Source organism: Bradyrhizobium xenonodulans, assembly GCF_027594865.1.
Lineage (GTDB): Bacteria > Pseudomonadota > Alphaproteobacteria > Rhizobiales > Xanthobacteraceae > Bradyrhizobium > Bradyrhizobium xenonodulans.
In genome coordinates this window covers 20,952-41,207 of sequence record NZ_CP089391.1, presented here as the reverse complement: position 1 = coordinate 41,207, position 20,256 = coordinate 20,952, and the positions used below count along the sequence as shown (strand labels likewise).

19 protein-coding genes are annotated in these 20,256 nt (G+C 65.2%); 3 read left to right on the top strand and 16 right to left on the bottom strand.

Translation table 11 applies throughout. The annotated features are described in order from the left end of the window. Position 1: 1 nt before the first annotated feature. From ybeY to murJ, 11 genes are all read right to left on the bottom strand, one after another. Positions 2 to 511, bottom strand: coding sequence for an rRNA maturation RNase YbeY (gene ybeY, locus I3J27_RS00175; protein ID WP_270164155.1), 510 nt, complete (start codon positions 509 to 511; stop codon positions 2 to 4). Positions 512 to 572: 61 nt separating this feature from the next. Then, entirely contained in the window at positions 573 to 1,568 is a 996-nt protein-coding gene (locus tag I3J27_RS00170; RefSeq protein WP_270164154.1) for a PhoH family protein, read from the bottom strand. A 64-nt stretch (positions 1,569 to 1,632) separates the two neighbouring features. Beyond that, positions 1,633 to 3,027, bottom strand: coding sequence for a tRNA (N6-isopentenyl adenosine(37)-C2)-methylthiotransferase MiaB (miaB, locus tag I3J27_RS00165; RefSeq protein WP_270164153.1), 1,395 nt, complete (start codon positions 3,025 to 3,027; stop codon positions 1,633 to 1,635). 189 nt (positions 3,028 to 3,216) lie between these two features. Continuing rightward, positions 3,217 to 3,897, bottom strand: coding sequence for an HAD family hydrolase (locus I3J27_RS00160; RefSeq protein WP_270164152.1), 681 nt, complete (start codon positions 3,895 to 3,897; stop codon positions 3,217 to 3,219). Position 3,898: 1 nt separating this feature from the next. Further along, positions 3,899 to 4,354 carry a Fur family transcriptional regulator gene (locus I3J27_RS00155; RefSeq protein WP_270164151.1) on the bottom strand — a complete coding sequence of 152 codons (456 nt, stop codon included), beginning with the start codon at positions 4,352 to 4,354 and terminating at the stop codon, positions 3,899 to 3,901. 38 nt (positions 4,355 to 4,392) lie between these two features. Beyond that, positions 4,393 to 4,878 carry a ribosomal protein S18-alanine N-acetyltransferase gene (gene rimI, locus I3J27_RS00150; protein ID WP_270164150.1) on the bottom strand — a complete coding sequence of 162 codons (486 nt, stop codon included), beginning with the start codon at positions 4,876 to 4,878 and terminating at the stop codon, positions 4,393 to 4,395. Next, the gene (gene tsaB, locus I3J27_RS00145) at positions 4,875 to 5,567 is read right to left on the bottom strand and encodes a tRNA (adenosine(37)-N6)-threonylcarbamoyltransferase complex dimerization subunit type 1 TsaB (protein WP_270164149.1); all 693 of its coding nucleotides are present in this window, start codon (positions 5,565 to 5,567) and stop codon (positions 4,875 to 4,877) included. Before tsaB ends, rimI begins: the two co-directional genes overlap by 4 nt. A gap of 88 nt (positions 5,568 to 5,655) precedes the next feature. Further along, positions 5,656 to 6,225: a NifU family protein gene (locus I3J27_RS00140; protein ID WP_270164148.1), complete on the bottom strand. Its 570-nt coding sequence runs from the start codon at positions 6,223 to 6,225 to the stop codon at positions 5,656 to 5,658. Between the two features lie 162 nt (positions 6,226 to 6,387). Next, positions 6,388 to 6,882: a universal stress protein gene (locus tag I3J27_RS00135; RefSeq protein WP_270164147.1), complete on the bottom strand. Its 495-nt coding sequence runs from the start codon at positions 6,880 to 6,882 to the stop codon at positions 6,388 to 6,390. A 98-nt stretch (positions 6,883 to 6,980) separates the two neighbouring features. Next, positions 6,981 to 8,033, bottom strand: coding sequence for a tryptophan--tRNA ligase (gene trpS / locus I3J27_RS00130; protein ID WP_270164146.1), 1,053 nt, complete (start codon positions 8,031 to 8,033; stop codon positions 6,981 to 6,983). Positions 8,034 to 8,120: 87 nt separating this feature from the next. After that, the gene (murJ, locus tag I3J27_RS00125; protein WP_270164145.1) at positions 8,121 to 9,671 is read right to left on the bottom strand and encodes a murein biosynthesis integral membrane protein MurJ; all 1,551 of its coding nucleotides are present in this window, start codon (positions 9,669 to 9,671) and stop codon (positions 8,121 to 8,123) included. 124 nt (positions 9,672 to 9,795) lie between these two features. Here murJ and I3J27_RS00120 point away from each other — a divergent pair, with 124 nt between their 5' ends. Further along, entirely contained in the window at positions 9,796 to 10,797 is a 1,002-nt protein-coding gene (locus I3J27_RS00120; protein WP_270164144.1) for an adenosine kinase, read from the top strand. A gap of 174 nt (positions 10,798 to 10,971) precedes the next feature. Here I3J27_RS00120 and I3J27_RS00115 read toward each other — a convergent pair whose 3' ends face one another. Both I3J27_RS00115 and I3J27_RS00110 read right to left on the bottom strand, forming a co-directional pair. Then, positions 10,972 to 12,666, bottom strand: a complete 1,695-nt coding sequence (locus I3J27_RS00115) for an AMP-binding protein (protein ID WP_270164143.1) — start codon at positions 12,664 to 12,666, stop codon at positions 10,972 to 10,974. A gap of 96 nt (positions 12,667 to 12,762) precedes the next feature. Further along, positions 12,763 to 13,956, bottom strand: a complete 1,194-nt coding sequence (locus I3J27_RS00110) for a serine hydrolase domain-containing protein (RefSeq protein ID WP_270164142.1) — start codon at positions 13,954 to 13,956, stop codon at positions 12,763 to 12,765. A 338-nt stretch (positions 13,957 to 14,294) separates the two neighbouring features. Here I3J27_RS00110 and I3J27_RS00105 point away from each other — a divergent pair, with 338 nt between their 5' ends. Further along, the gene (locus I3J27_RS00105; RefSeq protein ID WP_270164141.1) at positions 14,295 to 14,615 is read left to right on the top strand and encodes a hypothetical protein; all 321 of its coding nucleotides are present in this window, start codon (positions 14,295 to 14,297) and stop codon (positions 14,613 to 14,615) included. Between the two features lie 109 nt (positions 14,616 to 14,724). After that, complete coding sequence (locus tag I3J27_RS00100) at positions 14,725 to 16,218, top strand: NAD-dependent succinate-semialdehyde dehydrogenase (RefSeq protein WP_270164140.1); 1,494 nt, start codon at positions 14,725 to 14,727, stop codon at positions 16,216 to 16,218. Positions 16,219 to 16,269: 51 nt separating this feature from the next. Here I3J27_RS00100 and I3J27_RS00095 read toward each other — a convergent pair whose 3' ends face one another. The 3 genes from I3J27_RS00095 to I3J27_RS00085 form a co-directional block, all read right to left on the bottom strand. Beyond that, complete coding sequence (locus I3J27_RS00095) at positions 16,270 to 16,545, bottom strand: hypothetical protein (protein ID WP_270172997.1); 276 nt, start codon at positions 16,543 to 16,545, stop codon at positions 16,270 to 16,272. A 162-nt stretch (positions 16,546 to 16,707) separates the two neighbouring features. Beyond that, the gene (locus I3J27_RS00090) at positions 16,708 to 18,924 is read right to left on the bottom strand and encodes an SLC26A/SulP transporter family protein (protein WP_270164139.1); all 2,217 of its coding nucleotides are present in this window, start codon (positions 18,922 to 18,924) and stop codon (positions 16,708 to 16,710) included. Positions 18,925 to 19,341: 417 nt separating this feature from the next. Next, a complete protein-coding gene (locus tag I3J27_RS00085; RefSeq protein ID WP_270172996.1) occupies positions 19,342 to 20,256 on the bottom strand; it encodes a phosphoribosylaminoimidazolesuccinocarboxamide synthase in 915 nt (304 codons plus the stop codon).

Below are 20,256 nucleotides of genomic sequence, written 5' to 3'. Positions count from 1 at the left end.
CTCAGTGCGTCCCCGCGCGGTCGGCATAGGGATCGGGGATGCCGAGGTGGGCCAGGATCTCGGTCTCCAGCGCTTCCATTTCCTCGGCGTCGTCGTCGTTTTCGTGATCGTAGCCGATCAAATGCAGGAAACCATGCACGGCAAGATGGCTCAAATGGTGGTCGAACGGCTTCTGTTCCTCGTCCGCCTCGCGCCGCATCGTCTCGTAGGCGATCGCGATGTCGCCGAGCATGCGCGGCGCGTCGCCGACCTTCCATTCACCCTCCGGCTGAAGCGCGGGAAACGACAGTACATTGGTCGGCTTGTCGATGCCGCGCCAATTGCTGTTGAGGGTGCGGATGCCGGCATCATCGGTCAGCATCACGGCCACTTCCGCGTCCGCGACCTCCTCGTCGACACTCTCGGCGGCGGCGGCGACCGCGCGCTGGATCACGGCTTCGGAATCGGGTTCGCGTTGCCAGCAATCGGCAACGACGAGGACCTCGGTCATGGGAAGGTTCGGATGTGACATTGTGTTTGTTCGGAACGAAAGGGCGCTTGGTCGGCGCCCGCTGGATCCGGCTGTTGTCCCGTCAGGATTTACCGGCGGCCGGCCGCTGCGGCTGCCCTTCATAGGCAGAGACGATCCGTGCCACCAACTCGTGGCGGATCACGTCCTCGGCTTTGAAATGAACTTGCGCAATGCCTTCGACGCCGCTCAGCAGGCGCGTCGCCTCGGCCAGACCCGAGGTCTGGCCGTTCGGCAAATCGATCTGCGAGGGATCGCCTGTCACGATCATGCGGCTGTTCTCGCCGAGACGGGTCAGGAACATCTTCATCTGCATCGACGTGGTGTTCTGCGCCTCGTCCAGGATGATGGCGGCATTGGTCAGCGTGCGGCCGCGCATGAAGGCGAGCGGCGCGATCTCGATCTCGCCGGTCTGCAGGGCGCGCTCGACGATGCGCGCATCCATGAGGTCATAGAGGGCATCGTAGATCGGGCGCAGATAAGGATCGACCTTCTCGCGGAGATCGCCGGGCAGGAAGCCGAGCCGCTCACCGGCTTCCACCGCCGGACGGGACAGGATGATCTTGTCGACCTCCTTGCGCTCGAACAGCTGCGCGGCATGCGCGACCGCGAGCCAGGTCTTGCCGGTGCCGGCGGGGCCGATGCCGAACACCAGCTCGTGGCGCTTCAGCGCGCGGATGTACGAATCCTGCGCAGCCGTGCGCGCGCGCACCGGGCGCTTGCGCAAATTGATGCTGTCGAAGGCCGATTTGGCCGATTTGGCGTCGAACTCGAACAGCGAGCCCTGCGCGATCACGGCGCGGATCGCGCCCTCGACCTCGCCCTGGTCGAGATCCTGTCCCTTCACGGCTTGCGCGTAGAGCGTCTCCAGCACGCGGCGCGCGGCATCGCAGCCGTCGCGCGTGCCGCCGATGGTGATGTGGTTGCCCTTGGAGTCGACGACGACGCCGAGCCGCCGCTCGATCTGCGCGAGGTGCTGACCGTAGGGGCCGACCAGCGCGGATGCGGCGCGATTGTCGTCGAAGTCGATGACGACCTGGGTCTCGGGCGGAACTTGCATGTCGCGGTCAAATTTGCGGCTGGGAGCGATAGAAGACGAATCCGATGCGCTTTTGGGCAAGGGTTCAGGCTCCACTGGCTTGCGGTAAAGCGGGCTCGCGCGCGCCATGCGGCGTCACGAGCTCACCGAGGAAGCTGTAGCGCTCGAGGCTGTCGATGCGCACCGGCAGGATTTGTCCGATGATGTCGGCCGAAGCCATCACATGCGCGGGCTGGAGGAAGGCGGTGCGGCCGACGATCTGGCCCTCCTTGCGGGCCGGACGCTCGAACAGCACATTGACCGTTGAGCCAATCGCAGCCTTGTTGAAGGCCGATTGCTGGCTGTCGATCAGTTCCTGGAGCCGCTCCAATCGCTGGTCCATCTCGGCGGGGGACACCGTCTCCTGCATGTCCGCGGCCGGCGTTCCCGGCCGGGCGGAGTATTTGAACGAATACGCCGCAGCGTAGCCGATTTGCGTGACAAGTGCGAGCGTGGCGAGAAAATCTTGCTCGCTTTCACCGGGGAAGCCGACGATAAAATCTGATGAAAAAGCAATGTCTTGGCGTGCAGCCCGGAAACGATCGATGACTCGCCGGTAATCATCGGCAGTATGTTTCCGGTTCATGGCGGACAGAATCCGGTCCGAGCCCGACTGCACCGGCAGGTGCACGAACGGCATCAGCTCGCCGAGATCGCGATGGGCCGCGATCAGGCTGTCATCGACGTCGCGGGGATGGCTGGTCGAATAGCGCAGCCGCGCGATGCCGGGAATCCGGGCCAAATGTTCGAGCAGCCGGCCGAGCGGCCAGGCTTTTCCGTCCGGTCCCTCGCCATGATAGGCGTTGACGTTCTGCCCGATCAGCGTGAGCTCGCGCACGCCATTGTCGGCCAGCCGCCTCACGTCGTCGACGATCTTGGCGACGGGGCGCGACACTTCCGAGCCCCGCGTGTAGGGCACGACGCAGAAGGTGCAGAACTTGTCGCAGCCTTCCTGCACGGTGACGAAGGCGGAAATGCCCCGCGCGCGGATCGCATCGGGTTTCGGCTGCGCCAGGAAGCCGAACTTGTCCTCCGCGGGAAATTCGGTCTCGATCGCGCGGCCTTCATGGCCGGCGCGCTTCAGGAGCTCGGGCAGGTGGTGATAGCTCTGCGGTCCCACCACGACGTCGACTACGGGCGCGCGGCGCACGATCTCCTCGCCCTCGGCCTGCGCCACGCAGCCCGCGACCGCGATTCTCATCGTGCGACCCCCGCGCGCTGCCTCGTCCTTGGCGACGCGCAGGCGGCCGAGCTCGGAATAGACCTTTTCGGAGGCTTTCTCGCGGATATGGCAGGTGTTGAGGATGACGAGGTCGGCGTCCTCCGCGCTGGCCGTCTCCACGAATCCTTCCGGAGCCAGCGTGTCCACCATGCGCTGGGCATCGTAGACGTTCATCTGGCAGCCATATGATTTGATGTGCAGCTTGCGCGGCGGCGTCATGGAACCCGGAATTGAGGTGGAGGACGGCCCTCAGATATAGGCTGGAGGGGCGAAAATCCAGCGATGGGGGCCGTTTGGGCCGTCATTCCGAGGGAGGGCCAGCGCGAAGTGCAGAATCTCGCACCAAAACCTCTGAATTCCACAATTTACACACGCCGCACGGCCCGGAATGACGCCAAGCGGCCGAAATCAGCCCGCCAGGGCGTCCGCGGCGACCCGCCGGACCAGCTCCGGCAATTGATGCATGTCCGCAAACGTCAGGGCGGCACCGGCCTGGCGCAAGGTCTCGGCATGGCCGTCCCCGCAATGGCTGCCGCCGCAGAAGCCAAACACGGTCATCCCTGCCGCCCGCGCACCGGCGATGCCGGCCAGGCTGTCCTCGATCACGACGCAGCGCTCGGGCGGGACGCCCATTTCTTTCGCCGCGAACAGGAACAGGTCCGGCGCCGGCTTGCCGTTCTTCACCTGCGAGGCCGAGAAGATGTTCGGCGCCAGACGCTCGTAGAGACCGGTGCTGCCAAGGCTGACACGCATGCGCTGATGCGAACCGCTCGAAGCGACACAAACGCGCTGCGTGACGACATCGAGCACATCATGGATGCCGCGGATCGCCTCGAGGTCCGCCTCGAACGAGCGGAATAGTTCGTCCTGGAGGTCGCCGTGATAGGCCTCCGGCAGCTTGCGGCCGAGCTCGGTTTCGATCTCCAAATTGGCCTGCCGCGTCGAACGGCCAAGGAAACGCTCGAACACCTGATCCGGCGTGATCGGATAGCCGTGCCGCGTCAGCACGTCGGCATGGGCGCGACAGGAGATGACCTCGCTGTCCACGAGCACGCCGTCGCAATCGAAGATGATGAGATCAATGGACAACTTAAGACGTCGGCTTGTCGTCGTCGAGCGGGACGCAATAGAGCTCCAGCCGATGGTCGACCAGCTTGTAGCCGAGCTTGCGGGCGATCTCCGCCTGGAGCTTCTCGATCTCCTCGGAGGTGAACTCGATCACCTTGCCGTCGCGCAGATTGATGAGGTGGTCGTGATGGCTGTCGCGCATCGTCTCGTAGCGCGCGCGGCCTTCGCGGAAATCATGGCGCTCGATGATGCCGGCATCCTCGAACAGCTTGACGGTGCGATACACGGTCGAGATCGAGATCTTGTCGTCGACGGCGACGCAGCGCCGGTACAATTCCTCGACGTCGGGATGATCGACCGATTCCGCCAGCACGCGGGCGATGACGCGGCGCTGCTCGGTCATGCGCATGCCGGTGGCGGCACAGCGCGCCTCGATGCCGGACGCCTTGGATGCGGAAGAAGGTTTCAGTGCGGTCATGATGTGTCTGCCTGACGGGGCGCTTTCTGCCATCAATGTTACGACAAGTCACGCCGCATCAGAAGGGCGTTCAATTGTTCCCCGTTGGGCTGCTTATAGTAGCGTTCGCGGCGCCCGACCACCATGAATCCGGCCCGGTCGTAGAGCCGCCGCGCCGGCTGGTTGTTTTCCTCGACTTCGAGAAATATTGTGCGCACGCCGCGCCCGGCGAGGTGGCCGAGATGCGTCATCAGCAGCGTGCGGGAAAGGCCGCGGCCGCGCTGGCTCTGGTCGACCGCGATGGAGAGGATTTCCGCTTCGTCCGCGCCGATCCGCGAGACCGCGAATCCGATGGTCTTGCGGCCGAGCCGCAACCGGTGCACGAGCGTGTTGCGCTCGCTCATCATGCTCTCGAACTCGCCTTCGCCCCAGCCGTGCGCGAAGGAGGCGCCGTGAAGCTGCGCCAGCCGCGCGGCATCGCGCGCGGATGCAGGCTCGACGACGGCGGTGCCGCCGCGCCACCATTCCGACAGCCATTGCATCATGAGGTTGCGGCTTGTGCGAGCGGCGGAAGTCGCGCCGGCTTGGCATCGGGCGCCTTCAGATAGAACGGCCGCGCCGGATTGGTGTCGGGATTGGCCGCGGCGCCGAGCCAGGCGACCCAGCCGATGTCGGGCGCGGGTTGCGCGTCGACCGCGACGGGTTGCGGCCCATCCTTCGGCCAGCGATCGGCGAGGATTTTTGCGGCGTTGCCGACCAGATGCGGCGCGCCGAATTGCGAGGCCGCGATCGCCTCGTCGATGGGAGCGATGCCCGGCCGCACCAGCTGGCTGCCGTCGCCGGCGACGATCTGGAAATAGACGTGATCGTGCCGCGCATCGATCGCGGAGATCACGGGCGCCGATCTGCTCTGGCCCACGATGGCGGCGGCATAGGCCGACAAGGTGGTCAGGCCGACCGCTGGCTTGCCGGCCGCAAGCGCAAGGCCGCGCGCCGCCGAGATGCCGACGCGCAGGCCGGTGAAGCTGCCGGGACCGACGGTGACGGCGATGCGGTCGAGCGCGGTGAAGGCGAGATCGGCCGATTGCATCACGCGTGCGATCATCGGCATCAGCGCTTCGGCGTGGCCGCGCTTCATCAGAAGCTGCTCCTGCGCAAGGAGCTGGCCGGCTTCGGTGTCGAGAACGGCGGCTGCGCACGCCTCGAGGGCAGTATCGATGGCAAGGATCAGCATGAAAAAGCGAATGGCGAGTGGCGAACGGCGAATACTCTAGCCGATCGGAATTCCATCCGCCATTCGCTACTCGCCATTCGCTTGCCGATCACATCGGGCGGACTTCGACCACGTCGGGCACGAAGTGCTTGAGCAGGTTCTGGATACCGTGCTGGAGCGTCGCGGTCGATGACGGGCAGCCGGAGCAGGCGCCCTTCATGTTGAGATAGACGATGCCGTCCTTGAAGCCGCGGAAGGTGATGTCGCCGCCGTCATTGGCGACCGCCGGCCGCACCCGGGTCTCGATCAGATCCTTGATCATGTCGACGGTCTCGGCATCGGCCTCGTCGAAGAACTCGTCCTCGTCGTCGAGATCGGCATCGCTCGTGGCCGCGCCGTCGGCGAGCAGCGGCGCGCCGGACATGTAATGCTCCATGATGGCGCCGAGGATCGCGGGCTTGAGCTGCTGCCACTCACCGTTCGCCTTGGTCACGGTGATGAAGTCCGATCCGTAGAACACGCCGGTGACGCCGGGCACCTCGAACAGTTTTTCGGCGAGCGGCGAGCGCGTGGCCGCTTCGCGGCTCGCAAATTCCATCGGGCTGCCGTCGACCACGACGCGGCCGGGAATGAACTTCAGCGTGGCGGGATTGGGGGTGGCTTCGGTTTGAATGAACATGGTTTTCTCCAGACGTCACCGGTTCAAGGCCGGCGCGTGCGCTATCCACTAGCAGATGGCGACGGCGAACGCACGGTCAAGGGGCAGACGCAAATTCAGTTATAGGTTTCAGTGAGTTAGGGTGGTGCTCCCCCTCCAGGGGGAGGGTACGAAGCAGCAGCCCTACGACAGCGAATCCACGCTTTCGTCGCTCAGCGCGCCCGAGATGATCGTCACCGGCACCGGGAACGTGCCCAGCGCATGCGCGAGCAGGTTGACCAGCGGTCCCGGACCTTCCGCGCCCGGATTGGCGGCGAGCACCAGCATGGCGATGTCAGGGTCCTCGTCGATCACCGCGAGCAGCTGTTCCATCGCCGCGCCCTCGCGGATCACCCGCTCCGGCGTGATCGCGGCAATGCCGTTGGCGCGGCCGGCGGCGCGGTCGAGGGCTGCTTCCGCCGCTTCCTGCGCTTCGGCGCGCATGATGTCGGCGACACCAAGCCATTCCTGGCTCTGCTGTTCGGGCTCGATGATGCGCAGCATCACCACGCCGCCGCCGGCGCGGATCGCCCAGCGGCTGGCATAATAGACCGCGCGATCCCATTCGGCGGTGTCATCGACGATGACGAGGCATTTGGGCTTGTGACCCGGCTCGAAGCAAAGTCGCTTGCTGGTCATGCATGTCCCGGAATGTGCACGACCTGCATGCTGCCACACTCCCGCAACGTTGGGGAGAGGGGAGTGGCCGGCGCCAGGGCGCCGGCCAGACGCGATGATCAGCGCCGGCGGATGAAGCCGACGATGTCCTTCGAGAGGTTCATGGTCTCGTCGGCGATGGCGCGGGCGCGGTCGGCGCCGTCGTTCAGGATCGCGTCGATATGGCCGGGGTCGGCGACGAGACGCTTCATCTCGCCGGCGATCGGCGCGAGCTTGGTGACGCACAGCTCCGCCAGCGCATTCTTGAAGCTGGAGAACTGGCCGCCGCCGAATTCGCTGAGCACCTCGGCCTTCGATCGGCCGGAGAGCGCGGCAAAGATGCCGACGAGATTGTCGGCTTCGGGGCGCGCTTCCAGGCCCTTTTCTTCGCTCGGCAGCGGCTCCGGATCGGTCTTGGCCTTGCGGATCTTCTGCGCGATGGTGTCGGCATCGTCAGTCAGGTTGATGCGCGAATTGTCGGAGGCATCCGACTTCGACATCTTCTTGGTGCCGTCGCGCAAGCTCATCACGCGCGTCGCCGGGCCCGTGATAAAGGGTTCCGGCAGCGGGAAGAACAGGCCGTCATTGGCGCCCTGGCTGCGAATGGAATCGCCGAAATCGTTGTTGAACTTCTGCGCGATGTCGCGCGAGAGCTCGAGATGCTGCTTCTGGTCCTCGCCGACCGGAACGTGGGTGGCGCGGTAGAGCAGGATGTCGGCGGCCATCAGCACGGGATAGTCGAACAGACCGACGGAGGCGTTCTCGCGGTCCTTGCCGGCCTTCTCCTTGAACTGGGTCATGCGGCCGAGCCAGCCCATGCGCGCGACGCAGTTGAAGATCCAGGCGAGCTCGGCGTGTCCCGAGACCTGGCTCTGGTTGAACACGATGTGCTTGTTCGGATTGATGCCGGCGGCGATGAACGCGGCGGTCACCTCGCGGGTGTTGCGCGCGAGCTCGGCGGGTCCGCCCCAGACATCCACGCCCTGCGTGATCGCGTGCATGTCGACGACGCAATAGATGCAGTTATGGGTTTCCTGCATCTTCACGAAGTTGACGATGGCGCCGAGATAATTGCCGAGGTGCAGATTGCCCGTCGGCTGGACGCCCGAAAAAACCCGTTCAACGAATGGCATGGTTAGTCTTCCTGGCAAGCCTTCCTGAAGGTCATCGGCCGTCGTTTCCAACAGCGGCGCTGCCCCGTCAAGGGTAATTCGATGGCATCACGCCCCGGACTCGGTCCGGGCCGGGCGCTTCAGCAAATGAACCGCTTCGCGCCACGAGGCTGCGCCGAGGACCTGCAGGAGCGCGCCATAGACGGCGATTCCGGCTGCGATCTGCATGCCAAGGACGGTGACGCGGATGAGACCATGCGCTTCGGCGGGCGAGAGCCCCGTCGTGAGCCAGAGCAGGGCGCCCATGGCGGCGGCTGCGAGCACGATCCGCGGCAGCCGGCTGCGGGCAGCGGCATCGACCGAGAAGCCGAATTCGCGCATGCCTTTCCGGAGCAGCGACAGCGCGCTGCTCCAGGCGCCGGCTGCGATGCTCGCCGCGATCCCGCTCGCGCCGAAGAAATGGCCGAGCAGGACCGCCAGCGCGACAGCGACCACAAATCCTTTGGTGGTGGCCAGCAGCGGCGTCATCGTGTCGCTGCGGGCATAGAAGGCCGGCGACAGCGCCTTGATCAGCACGTGGGCCGGCAGGCCCAGCGCCAGCCACATCAGCGCATGCGCGGTCGCCGTGCTGTCGTCCGCGCCGAACGCGCCATGCTCGAACAGCAGCCGCACGATCGGGTCGGCCAGCACGATCAGGCCGAGCGTGGCCGGCAGCGCCAGCCCGGTCGCAAGCTCCAGCGCGCGCGATTCCGCGTGTGCAACCGCGCCACGGTCGCCGCTCGCCACCGCGCGCGTCAGCTCCGGCACCAGCACCGTGCCCATGGCGACGCCGACGATGCCGAGCGGCAGCTCGATCAGGCGGTTGGCGAAATAGAGCCACGACACCGCGGAGGGCGTCGCCGAGGCGATGATTGCGCCGGCGACCATCAGCCATTGCGGCCCCGAGCTTGCGATCATGCCGGGGATGGCCTTGGCGAAGAAGCCGCGCATCTCCTTGTCGAAACTGATACGCAGCGGTGTCGCCAGGCGCGCACTTCGTTGCGACAGCAGCATCAAGAGCTGCAGCAGCCCGGCGATGCCGACGGTCGCCGCCAGCATCCACGCCGCGGAAGCTGCATCGGCGTGCCAGACAAGCAGCATCGCGATCGCAGCGATCAGCGCGATGTTGAACAGCAGCGGCGAGAATGCCGTCAGCGCAAACCGCCCTTGCGCGTTGAGCAGCCCCATCAGCACGGTGACGGGTCCGGCGAAGGCGAGATAAGGCAGCATCAGCCGCGCGTTCTGGACGGCGAGATCGAGCGTGCCGCTGCCGAGAAATCCCGGCGCGATCACCGTGATGATCAGCGGCATCAGGAGTGCAATCACGAGCGAGATCGCGATCAGGGCCGCGCTGACCGTGCCGAGCACGCGCCCGGCGAACGCCGCCGCAGCCGCCGCGCCGTCACGCTCGCGGACACGCAGCCAGGCCGGGATCAGCGCCGCATTCAGCGCGCCCTCGCTGAGCAGCCGGCGCACCACGTTGACGAGCTGGAACGCCGCCAGGAAAGCATCCGCCACGGCGCCCGTGCCGAGCAGGGCTGCGATCAGGGAATCGCGCGCAAACCCCAGCAGCCGCGAGGCCAGTGTTCCCGTCGAGACGGTCAGGAAGGAGCGGATCATCAGGCGTACATATACCGTTGCTTGCCCGCGAAGGGCCGGTCGTGATAGGCCGCGAGCCAGATTTCAGGCCGACAGGAAGCGGATTTCCGCAGGGATCGCAATCCGCCAAACAGGATCAAGGTGAATGGCTGACGTGAAATATGACGTTCTCGGCATCGGTAACGCGCTGTTCGACGTGCTGGTCCGGACCGACGAGGCCTTTCTGGCCAAACATGCCATGACCAAGGGCAGCATGTCCCTGATCGACGAGGCGCGGGCCGCCGCCATCTACAAGGACATGGGCCCGGCGACGGAGGTCTCGGGCGGCTCGGCCGCCAACACCATCGTCGGCATCGGCAGCCTGGGTGCCCGCGCGGCCTATGTCGGCAAGGTCAAGGACGACCAGATCGGCAAGCTTTACGTTCACGACATCCGCGCCGCCGGCGTCGCCTTCAACACGCCGGCCGCGAAGGACGGCCCTGCCACCGGTTGCTCCTACATCCTGGTCACCGGCGACGGCGAGCGCACCATGAATACCTATCTCGGCGCGGCGCAGGATCTGTCGCCCGCCGATATCGATCCGGCCGAGATCGCCGCTGCCGGTATCGTCTATCTCGAGGGTTATCTCTGGGATCCCAAGAACGCCAAGGACGCCTTCGTCAAGGCCGCCGGCATCGCCCATGAAGCGAAGCGCAAGGTGGCGCTGACGCTGTCGGATTCTTTCTGCGTCGACCGCTATCGCGACGAGTTTCTGGGCTTGATGCGGGGCGGCACCGTCGACATCGTATTCGCCAACGAGGCCGAGCTGCACTCGCTCTACACGACCTCGGACTTCGACACCGCGCTCAAGCAGCTACGCAACGACGTCAAGCTCGGCGTCGTCACGCGCAGCGAGAAGGGCTGCGTGGTGGTGACACCGACCGACGCCGTCGCTGCTCCCGCGTCTCCGATCACGCAGCTCGTTGACACGACCGGCGCCGGCGACCTCTTCGCTGCCGGTTTCCTGTATGGCCTGGCGCGTAACCTCGCCCACAAGCAGTGCGGCGAGCTCGGCGCGCTTGCGGCTGCCGAAGTGATCCAGCACATCGGCGCGCGCCCGCAGGTGTCGCTGAGGCAACTGGCGCAGCAGCGCGGGCTGACGGTTTAGAGCCCCGCTGATGGCGTGAGGCCGGCGCGCTCCTCATGCTCCGCCGTCGTCGCCCGGCTTGACCGGGCGACCCAATATTCCAGAGACTTTAGTGGAATACTGACACGCCGCGGCGTACTGGATCCCCCGCCTTCGCGGGGGGTGACAGTCTTTGTGGCGGCAGCGCAAAGCACCTCACGCTGTCTTCGCCGCCTTCAACCCCAGCCGCTGCTCCACTGCGTCCCGCATCACGAATTTCTGGATCTTGCCGGTCACGGTCATCGGGAATTCGTTGACGAACTCGACATAGCGCGGGATCTTGTTGTGGGCGATCTGGCCGTCGCAGAAGGCGCGGACCTCCTCGGCGGTCAGCGTCTCACCCGGCCTCACCCGAATCCACGCGCAGAGCTCCTCGCCGTAGCGGGCGTCTGCAACGCCAAAGATCTGAACGTCCTGGATTTTGGGGTGACGGTACAGGAACTCCTCGATCTCGCGCGGATAAAGGTTTTCGCCGCCGCGGATCACCAGATCCTTGATGCGGCCGACGATGTTGCAATAACCCTCGTCGTCGATGGTGGCGAGATCGCCGGTGTGCATCCAGCCATTGGCGTCGAGCACGTCCCCTGTCTTTTCCTTCTCTTCCCAATAGCCCAGCATGACGCTGTAGCCACGGGTGCAGAGCTCGCCGCGTTCACCGCGCTTGACGATCCGGCCTTCGAGATCGACGACCTTCACCTCGACATGCGGATGAATGCGCCCGACGGTGGAGACGCGCCGCTCGAGCGGATCGTCGGTCGCGCTCTGGAAGCTCACCGGGCTCGTCTCGGTCATGCCGTAGGCGATGGTGACTTCGCGCATGTTCATCTCGGTGTTGACGCGCTTCATCACCTCGATCGGGCAGGGCGCGCCGGCCATGATGCCGGTGCGCAGCGATTTCAGATCGAACGTTGCGAATTCAGGATGATCGAGCTCCGCGATGAACATGGTCGGCACGCCGTACAGCGCGGTGCATTTTTCCTGCTCGATCGCGCGCAGCGTCGCGAGCGGATCGAAGCCCTCGCCGGGATAAACCATTGTGGTGCCGAGCGTGACGGAAGCGAGGTTGCCCATCACCATGCCGAAGCAATGATAGAGCGGTACCGGGATGCAGATGCGGTCCTGCTCGGTCAGGCGCATGGCGCGACCGGTGAAATAGCCGTTGTTGAGGATGTTGTGGTGCGTCAGCGTCACGCCCTTCGGCGATCCCGTGGTGCCGCTGGTGAATTGGATGTTGACGGGATCGTCGAATTGAAGCGCCGCGCCGAGCGCGGCAAGCTGCTCGCGGTGCCCGGCTCCGCCGATGCGGGCGACCTCCTCGAAGGGGATCGTGCCTGATGCTGCGGGGCCGCCGATCTGGATCACCGTCCGCAAGGCCGGCAGCCGCGCCGCCTGCAACTGTCCGGGCCTGGCGCCCGCCAGCTCCGGCAGCAGCGTGTCGAGCATTTCCATGTAGTTGCTGGTCTTGAACGCCGTAGCCGTCACGATTGCCGCGCAGCCGACTTTCTTCAGCGCGAACTCCAGTTCGCTGAGCCGGTAGGCGGGATTGATCGTCACCAGGATCAGGCCGGCCTTGGCAGCGGCAAACTGGGTCAGCGTCCATTCCGGCCGGTTCAGCGACCAGATGCCGATCCGCTCCCCGCGTTCGAGTCCGAGCGCGAGAAAGCCGGCGGCGAGCGTGTCGACCCGCTCGGCGAATTCTCTCCAGGTCCACCGCACGCCGTGGCTGGGCGAGACCAGCGCCTCGCGATTTCCCCAGCGCCTCACCGCGTGGTCGAGGCTGCGGCCGATGGTGTCGCCGAGCAGCGGCGTGTCCGAGATGCCGCAAACGTAGCTGTCTGCTTTATCAGCCAAGTCGAAATCCTTTTGTCAAAATGGTCGGCACAGTCTTTCTCGCTCATCATGGCCGGGACAAGCCCGGCCATGATGCGTGGTGAGAGAGCCGCGCTCTTACGCCGCCTTCTGCCCGCTCCCGGCATCGAGCCCGGCATACACGCCACGCTCGAAGCCCGCGAACGTCTCCAGGCACTTGGCGTCTGCGAACGGCAACAGCTGCATCAGGATCACGCCGGTAACGTCGCGCGCCGGGTCGATCCAGTAATAGGTGTTGGCGAGGCCCGCCCACGCGAGGCTGCCGGCGCTGCGTCCCTCGGCGGTCTTCGCGGTGTTGATCATGAAGCTGAGGCCCCACTTCTTCACCTGCTCCGGATAGAGATCGACGTCGTTGGTGTACATCGGCGCCGCCGTCGTCAGCTTGCCCATGGCGAGATCGCCGATGTGGTTCTGCCCCATCGTTGCGACCGTTTCGGCCTTCAGCACCTGATTGCCGTTGCCGCGGCCCTTGTTCAAAATCATCTGGGTGAACTTGATGTAGTCGGCTGCGGTCGAATAGAGGCCGCCGCCGCCCATGTGGAATTCCGGGTTCTGCTCGAGCTCGAACGGGATCGATGCGAGCTGGCCGTCCTCGCCGCGCGCATGCATGCCGACGAGGCGCTTGCGCATGTCGTCGGTGATCTTGAAGGCGGTGTCGGACATTCCGAGTGGAGCAAAAAGATTGTCACGCAGATATGCATCGAGCCGCTTGCCGCTGACGGCTTCGACGGCCTTGCCGACGAAATCGATATTGGTGCCGTATTCCCAGCGCGTGCCGGGGTCGGTCATGACAGGCGTCTTCAGTGCCGCGTTCAGGCAGGTGGTGATGGCGGGAATGCCGTGCTTGTCCAGATAGACCGCGAGATCGCCGTTCCACATGTTGTAGCAGAAGCCGGCGGTGTGGGTCAGGAGCTGGCGCAGCGTGATCGGCCCCTTCGCCGGCCGCAGCTTCGCCTCGCCGTTCGCATCGAAGCCTTCGAGCACCTGCGGCTTGGCGAGATCGGGCAACACCTCGCCGATCGGCGCGTCCAGCGAGAGCTTGCCCTGCTCGACCAGTTGCATCGCACCCGCGGATGTCACCGCCTTCGTCATCGACGCGATCCAGAATACGCTGTCCTCAGTCATCGCATCGGGCTTGGACAGATCACGCTTGCCGAACGCGCCTTGATACAGCACGTCGTTACCGCTGGCCGCGATGGCGACGACGCCGGGAATCTCCTTGGCGTCGCTCTTCTGGCGCAGGATCTGGTCGATCTCGGCTTTGCTCTGCATATGCGTTTCCTCCGGTTTGATTATTGTTGGAAGCGATCGATTGTCCTCCTGCGCGCTTCGCGCGTCCAGCGCGTCGAGATGCCCAACGCGGTCGCGATGTCGTGACTTGACGGTCCGCGGCTCACGCAGGACGACAGGGAGGCTGAACTGCAACACTCCGTCACAATCTGCGGTGGATGGCCGCAACGCGCCGTGACCGTGGATGGGCTCTGGCGATATGTTTCAGGAATTCTTTGAAACATTTTGTGCGCTGCGACGTTCGGCATAAGGCCAAATCGTGGCCGACGTTAAGATTTGATGCAAAAGTTAGCGGCCTGACGAGCCGTGGGGGACCTCAAATGATTTCGACCTGGAGCGAATGGAAGCGCTATCCCCGTCCCGGACAGCGCGAGAACCTCGAGGCGCCGATCTCGCCCGGCATTTACGAGGTCCGCATTGCCGGTACCGGCGCACTCTATTCGTTCGGCGCGGTGGACAATCTGGCGCAGTCGCTGGCGCTGCTGCCGGTTGGCTCGAAAAACTGGTTCGGCCGCCGCAACGCGTCCGACGTGCCCGATCTCGAATACCGGACCTGCGCGACCTCCTCGAAGGCCGACGCCAAGGCCGCCGCCGAGCGTATGATCGGCCGGCGCGAGACTTATATGAGCGGCGCGGCCTAAGGCCGCTCTCTTCTAAGCTACAGGCAGCTGTGCGTTGCGGGACGGTGCATTGCGCACCGTCTCTCCCTATATTCCGGGCCGATCAGATCGCCTCCCAGGGAGTAACGCCATGACCCCGACCGCCGCCGCACGTGCCCCGCAAGCCAGCGCCACCCTGCGCGACCGGTTGAAGGACCCCTCGCTGCTGAAAGAGGCCTGCTACATCGACGGCGCCTGGGTCGGTTCGCCGGTGTTCGCCGTGAACAATCCCGCCACCGGCGTCGAGCTCGCAAAGGTCCCGCAGCTTGATGCCGACGACACGACCCGGGCGGTCGAGGCCGCCGAGCGCGCCTTTCCGGCCTGGGCCAAGCACACCGCCAAGCAGCGCTCCAACATTTTGCGCAAATGGTTCGAGCTGATCACCGCCAACCGCGAGGACCTCGCGCTGATCCTCACCTCCGAGCAGGGCAAGCCGCTCTCCGAGGCGCTCGGCGAGGTCGACATCGGCGCTGCCTATATCGAGTTTTTCGCCGAAGAAGCCCGCCGCGTCTATGGCGAGACCATCCCGACACAGCGGCCCGATGCGCGCCTGCTCGCGATCAAGCAGCCGATCGGCGTCTGTGGCGCCATCACGCCGTGGAATTTCCCGAACTCGATGATCACCCGAAAGGTGTCACCCGCACTCGCCGCCGGCTGCACCGTGGTGCTGAAGCCCGCCAACGAGACGCCGCTCTCGGCGCTGGCGCTGGCCGTGCTCGCCGAGAAGGCCGGCATCCCCAAGGGCGTGCTCAACATCGTCACCGGTGAGGCACCGCCGATCGGCAAGGTGCTGTGCGAGCATCCGGCGGTGCGCTTCGTCGGCTTCACCGGCTCGACCGCGGTCGGCAAGATCCTCTACCAGCAGGCCTCCGTCGGCGTGAAGCGACTCGGCCTCGAGCTCGGCGGCAATGCGCCGTTCGTGGTGTTCGACGACGCCGACATCGATGCCGCGGTCGAGGGCGCGATCGTGTCGAAATACCGCAACATGGGCCAGACCTGCGTCTGCGCCAACCGCCTCTACGCCCAGGACAAGATCTACGACGAGTTCGTCAAGAAGCTGTCGGCCAAGGTCGCGGCGATGAAGATCGGCGACGGCACCGAGAGCGGCGTCACGCAGGGCCCGCTGATCAATTTGAAAGCGGTCGACAAGGTCGAGCGCCACATCGCCGATGCCGTCAAGCGCGGCGCCAAGGTCGTGACCGGCGGCAAGCGCAGCGAGCTCGGACGCTCATTCTTCGAGCCGACCGTGCTGGCCGACGTCAAGCCGGACTCGCTGGTGGCGCAGGAGGAGACCTTCGGCCCCCTCGCGCCGGTGATCCGCTTCAAGGACGAGGCCGATGTGATCGCGATGTGCAACGCCTCGCCGTTCGGCCTTGCCTCCTATTTCTACTCGCGCGATCTCGGCCGCGTCTGGCGCGTCGCCGAGGCGCTGGAGTCAGGCATGGTCGGCGTCAACACCGGCCTGATCACCACCGAAGTCGCGCCCTTCGGCGGCGTCAAGGAGAGCGGTCTCGGCCGCGAAGGCTCGCGTCACGGCATGGAAGAATATGTCGAGATCAAATACGTGATGATGGCCGGGGTGTAACCGGCAATCGACGCTGCGCGCCGGCACTTTGGAGCCGCCGGCGCGAACGCATCAGCGGCACACGTAGGCGCCGTTCACATATACGCGGACGCATGCCGTGCTGGCAGCTGCCGCACCCACAGCCGCTCCGCCTACGACAGCGCGTCGCGTGGTTCGGCGTGCGACGCCGGCGACGCTCGCGGGCGTTGCCGGTCGTCCGACCCTGGCTTCGGCGCTCGGAACGCCGAACGCCATGCCGGCCTCGTTTGACCAGTCGGCTGAGCCGAAAATTCCACAGCCCAGAACGGCTGCAACAAGTAGCATTCGCTTGGTGCTGACCAGTCTCATGCCAATCTCCCTCGTTGTACCAAAGTCGAGGCGATCAGCATTTCTTTTGCCATTTGCTCCCGGCTTGATCTGGATCAATGGAGTTCAGGTAGTCCGGATTGCGCTGAGCGCGTCATCGGCGCTTTGCGCCGACCTGTTGGCTCCATCCAGGCCAGGCAGGCGCTACCGCCGCAACACCGCGATCGTCCGGTTCGCGAACGTCAGCCGCTCGGCCATGACCGACACGAAATACGTCAGCAGCTTGTGGCTGAGCGCGGGATCTTCTTCCTTGATCGCGTCGAACTGGTGGGTGTTGAGCACGTAGAGCACGCTGTCGACCTCGGCCTGGATCGTTGCGCTGCGCGGGGTGTTCGACACCAGGCCCATCTCGCCGATCGTGGTGTAGCGCCCGAGGCTGCGCACGCGCGTGGTGCGGTCGTCATCGGCGGGAACCATGATGCCGACGCGGCCGTCGAGGATGAAGTGCATGGAATCGGCGAGGTCGCCGGCCTGCACGATGATTTCTCCGGCCTCGACCTCGATGCGCTGGCAGCGGCGGATCAGCGCATCGGCGTCGTCCTCGCTGTCGAGAATGGCTGTGAACCAGTCGCGCAGGCTGGCTTCTTCCTGTGCCAGCCCCTGATGTTGCGCGATCAGCTCGTTCTCGCACCATTCCAGCGCACGGTCGAGCTCGGGGATGAGGGTGACGCCGTCGCCGATGAAGTCGCTGGAGCGCAGCACCTTCTCGGCCGCGGCCGACAGATGCACCAGGATCAGCTCGACGCCGAGGTCGCCTGCGCTCCGCTTGATCTGAGCGAAACTATAGGCGGCGGAGGAATCGACGCCGGTGACGAGCTTGAAGTCGAACACCAGATAGCGGCACTCCGGTCGCTGCTGGAGCAAGCGCTTGACGTGCTGATAGAGCCGGTTGGCCGAGCCGAAGAACAGATAGCTCTGAAGATTGAGGCCCTGGATCTTGCCGCCATGAGCCAGCAGCACCTCCTGGTCGTCGCGCGAGCGGTCGAGCGAGGAGCGATATTCAGAGCCGTCGAAACTGTATTTGATCGACTCCACCCGCGCGGCGCTAAGCGCAAACGTCGCACAGCCGATGATCACGCCGATCAGGATGCCCGGCACGAAGCCCCAGATGACGATGATCGCGATGATGGCGATCAGCGAGACATATTCGAGCTTCGACAGCCGCCTGCGCGACTCGATGAGCCATTTGTGCAGCTGGTCGGCGCCGAGATAGAGCAAAAGGCCGCCGAGCACGAATTTCGGGATGAAGCCGAGCAGCTCCGGCGCAACGGCAAGCATCAGCAGCGACAGCGCCGCAACGGCGAGGCCGGACAGGCGCCCGCGGCCGCCACTGCTGAAATTGAGGACGGAGCGGCTGACCGAGATGCAGCCGGCATAGCCGCCGAGCGCGCCGGTCAGGATGTTGGCCGCGCCGGTGACGTTCAGCTCGCGCTCCAGATTGGCCTCGCGATGCACGGCGACTTCGATTCCCGTGGTGTTGAACAACGTGCTGGAGGCGGTGACGAAGATGACGGCGACGAGATTGCCGAGCAAGTCTGGCACCGCGAACCAGGGATAGTGGATGAGAGCGTCGGTATGCCAGGGCACCATGAAAGCCGCCTGCGGCGGAGCCTGGAAGGTCCAGCCCAGCGCGCGGGCCTCGTCGAGCGAGACGCCCGTAACCCAGAACGCAAGATGTGCGGTCAGCATGCCGCCGATCAGGATAATCGGCAATCCGAACGGGCTGCGCGAACGATGCCAGGTCAAATACAGTACCAGCGCCATGGCGCAGGCGGCGCCCAGCTCGGACAGCGCGGTGCCGTTGGCGAGGCGCACCAGCGTGGCGAATTGCACGGGATGATCGGTGATCACCCGGATCGCGCCCATCACGATGAGAAGCCCGGTGGCGCCGAGAAAGCCGCCGACCACGGGATAGGGCACGTAGCGGATGGCGCGACCCATCCGCGTCAACCCCAAGCCGCACAGGACGACCCCAGTCAGCACGGTCGAGAGGCCGAGGGTGATCAGGACCGGCGGGAGCAGCGAGGCCGACGGATTGGCTGCCGCGATTCGCTCGATCAGCGAGGCGGCCAGGATTCCGGTCACCGCGGCAGTGGAGCTGTCGGGCGCGGCAATCGCGAAGGGCAGCGAGCTGCCGAGCGCGATGATGGCCGCGAGCACGGCGGAGCTGACGAAAGTCGCCGTGATCCCGTAGGACAGGTAGGGCGACAGCGGACCGGCAAAGATCAGCAGCGAATAAGACAGTCCGAAGGTGACGGTCAGGACGCTCGCGGCGGTTCCACCCAGGATATCATTCAGCGCACGCTTGACGGACGGATTGATCCCCGTGACCGGATCGAAGCCAATTGCTGGATCTGTCACGCCGTGACACTCGCTCATGAAAAGTCCTGTCAGAGACGTAGCCGACTGCAGCTTTAGCGCAACAGGATTCTTGCAAGTATGAAGTACCCGACAATTCCCAGCTGAAGACGCCCGTTCATGACGTGTGAATGGTCAACCATATGGTTGAGGGGAAAGCCGAAGTCCCACACCCACCGCTGTCATTCCCCGCGAAGGCGGGGAATCCAGTACGCCGCGGCCCCTCGTTGAATCACAGGCGTCTCGGAGTACCGGATCGCCCGGTCAAGCCGGACGATGACAGTTGAGAGTGTGAAGGAGCTTCGCCCAACCCGTCATTGCGAGGAGCGAAGCGACGAAGCAATCCAGACTGCCTCCGCGGTGGGATTCTGGATTGCTTCGCTATGCTTGCAATAACGGAGTGAGCGGCAGCAACGGAGGCTAAATCTTCAGCTCTGTCCCCGTCACCCGCCTGTAAGCCTCCAGGTACCGCTTGCTGGTTGCATCGACAACGCTCGCCGGCAGCGGCGGGGGCGGGGCGTCGCCGTTCCAGCGGCCGGCGCGTCGCTCGGCGTCGAGATAGTCGCGCAGCGGCTGCTTGTCGAAACTCGCCTGCGGCTGGCCGGGCTTGTAGGCATCGACTGCCCAGAAACGCGAGGAGTCCGGCGTCATGACTTCGTCGATCAGGATGATGCGGCCGTCCTTGTCGCGGCCGAACTCGAACTTGGTGTCGGCGATGATGATGCCCTGCTCGCGCGCCAGCTCCTCGCCGAGCGTGTAGATCGCGCGCGTCATGCTCTCGAGCGTGTAGGCGACCTCGTCGCCGATCACCGCGCGCATCTTCGCGATGGTGATGTTCTCGTCATGGCCGGTCTCGGCCTTTGTCGCCGGGCTGAAGATCGAGGGCTCCAGCTTCTCGCTCTCGACGAGGCCTGCCTTCAGCTTCTCGCCGGCGAGCGTGCCGGCGCCAGCGTATTCCTTCCAGGCCGAGCCCGAGAGATAGCCGCGGATCACGCATTCGATCGGAAACACGGTGGTGCGCTTGCACAGCATGGCGCGGCCGAGGATCTCGGCGCGGTGCGGCTTCAAGGCCGGCACGGCGGCGATGATCTCGTCGGTGTCGGCGCTGATCATGTGATGCGGCACCACGCCTTCGAGCTCGCGAAACCAGAACGCGCTGATTTGCGTCAGCACCGCGCCCTTCATCGGGATGGTCTCGCCCATCACGACGTCGAAGGCGCTGATGCGGTCGGTGGTGACGAGCAGCAGGCGGTCGTCGTCGACGGCGTAGATATCGCGCACCTTGCCGCGGCCGATCTTGGGCAGGGGCAGGTCGCTGGAGAGCATGGTGGTCAT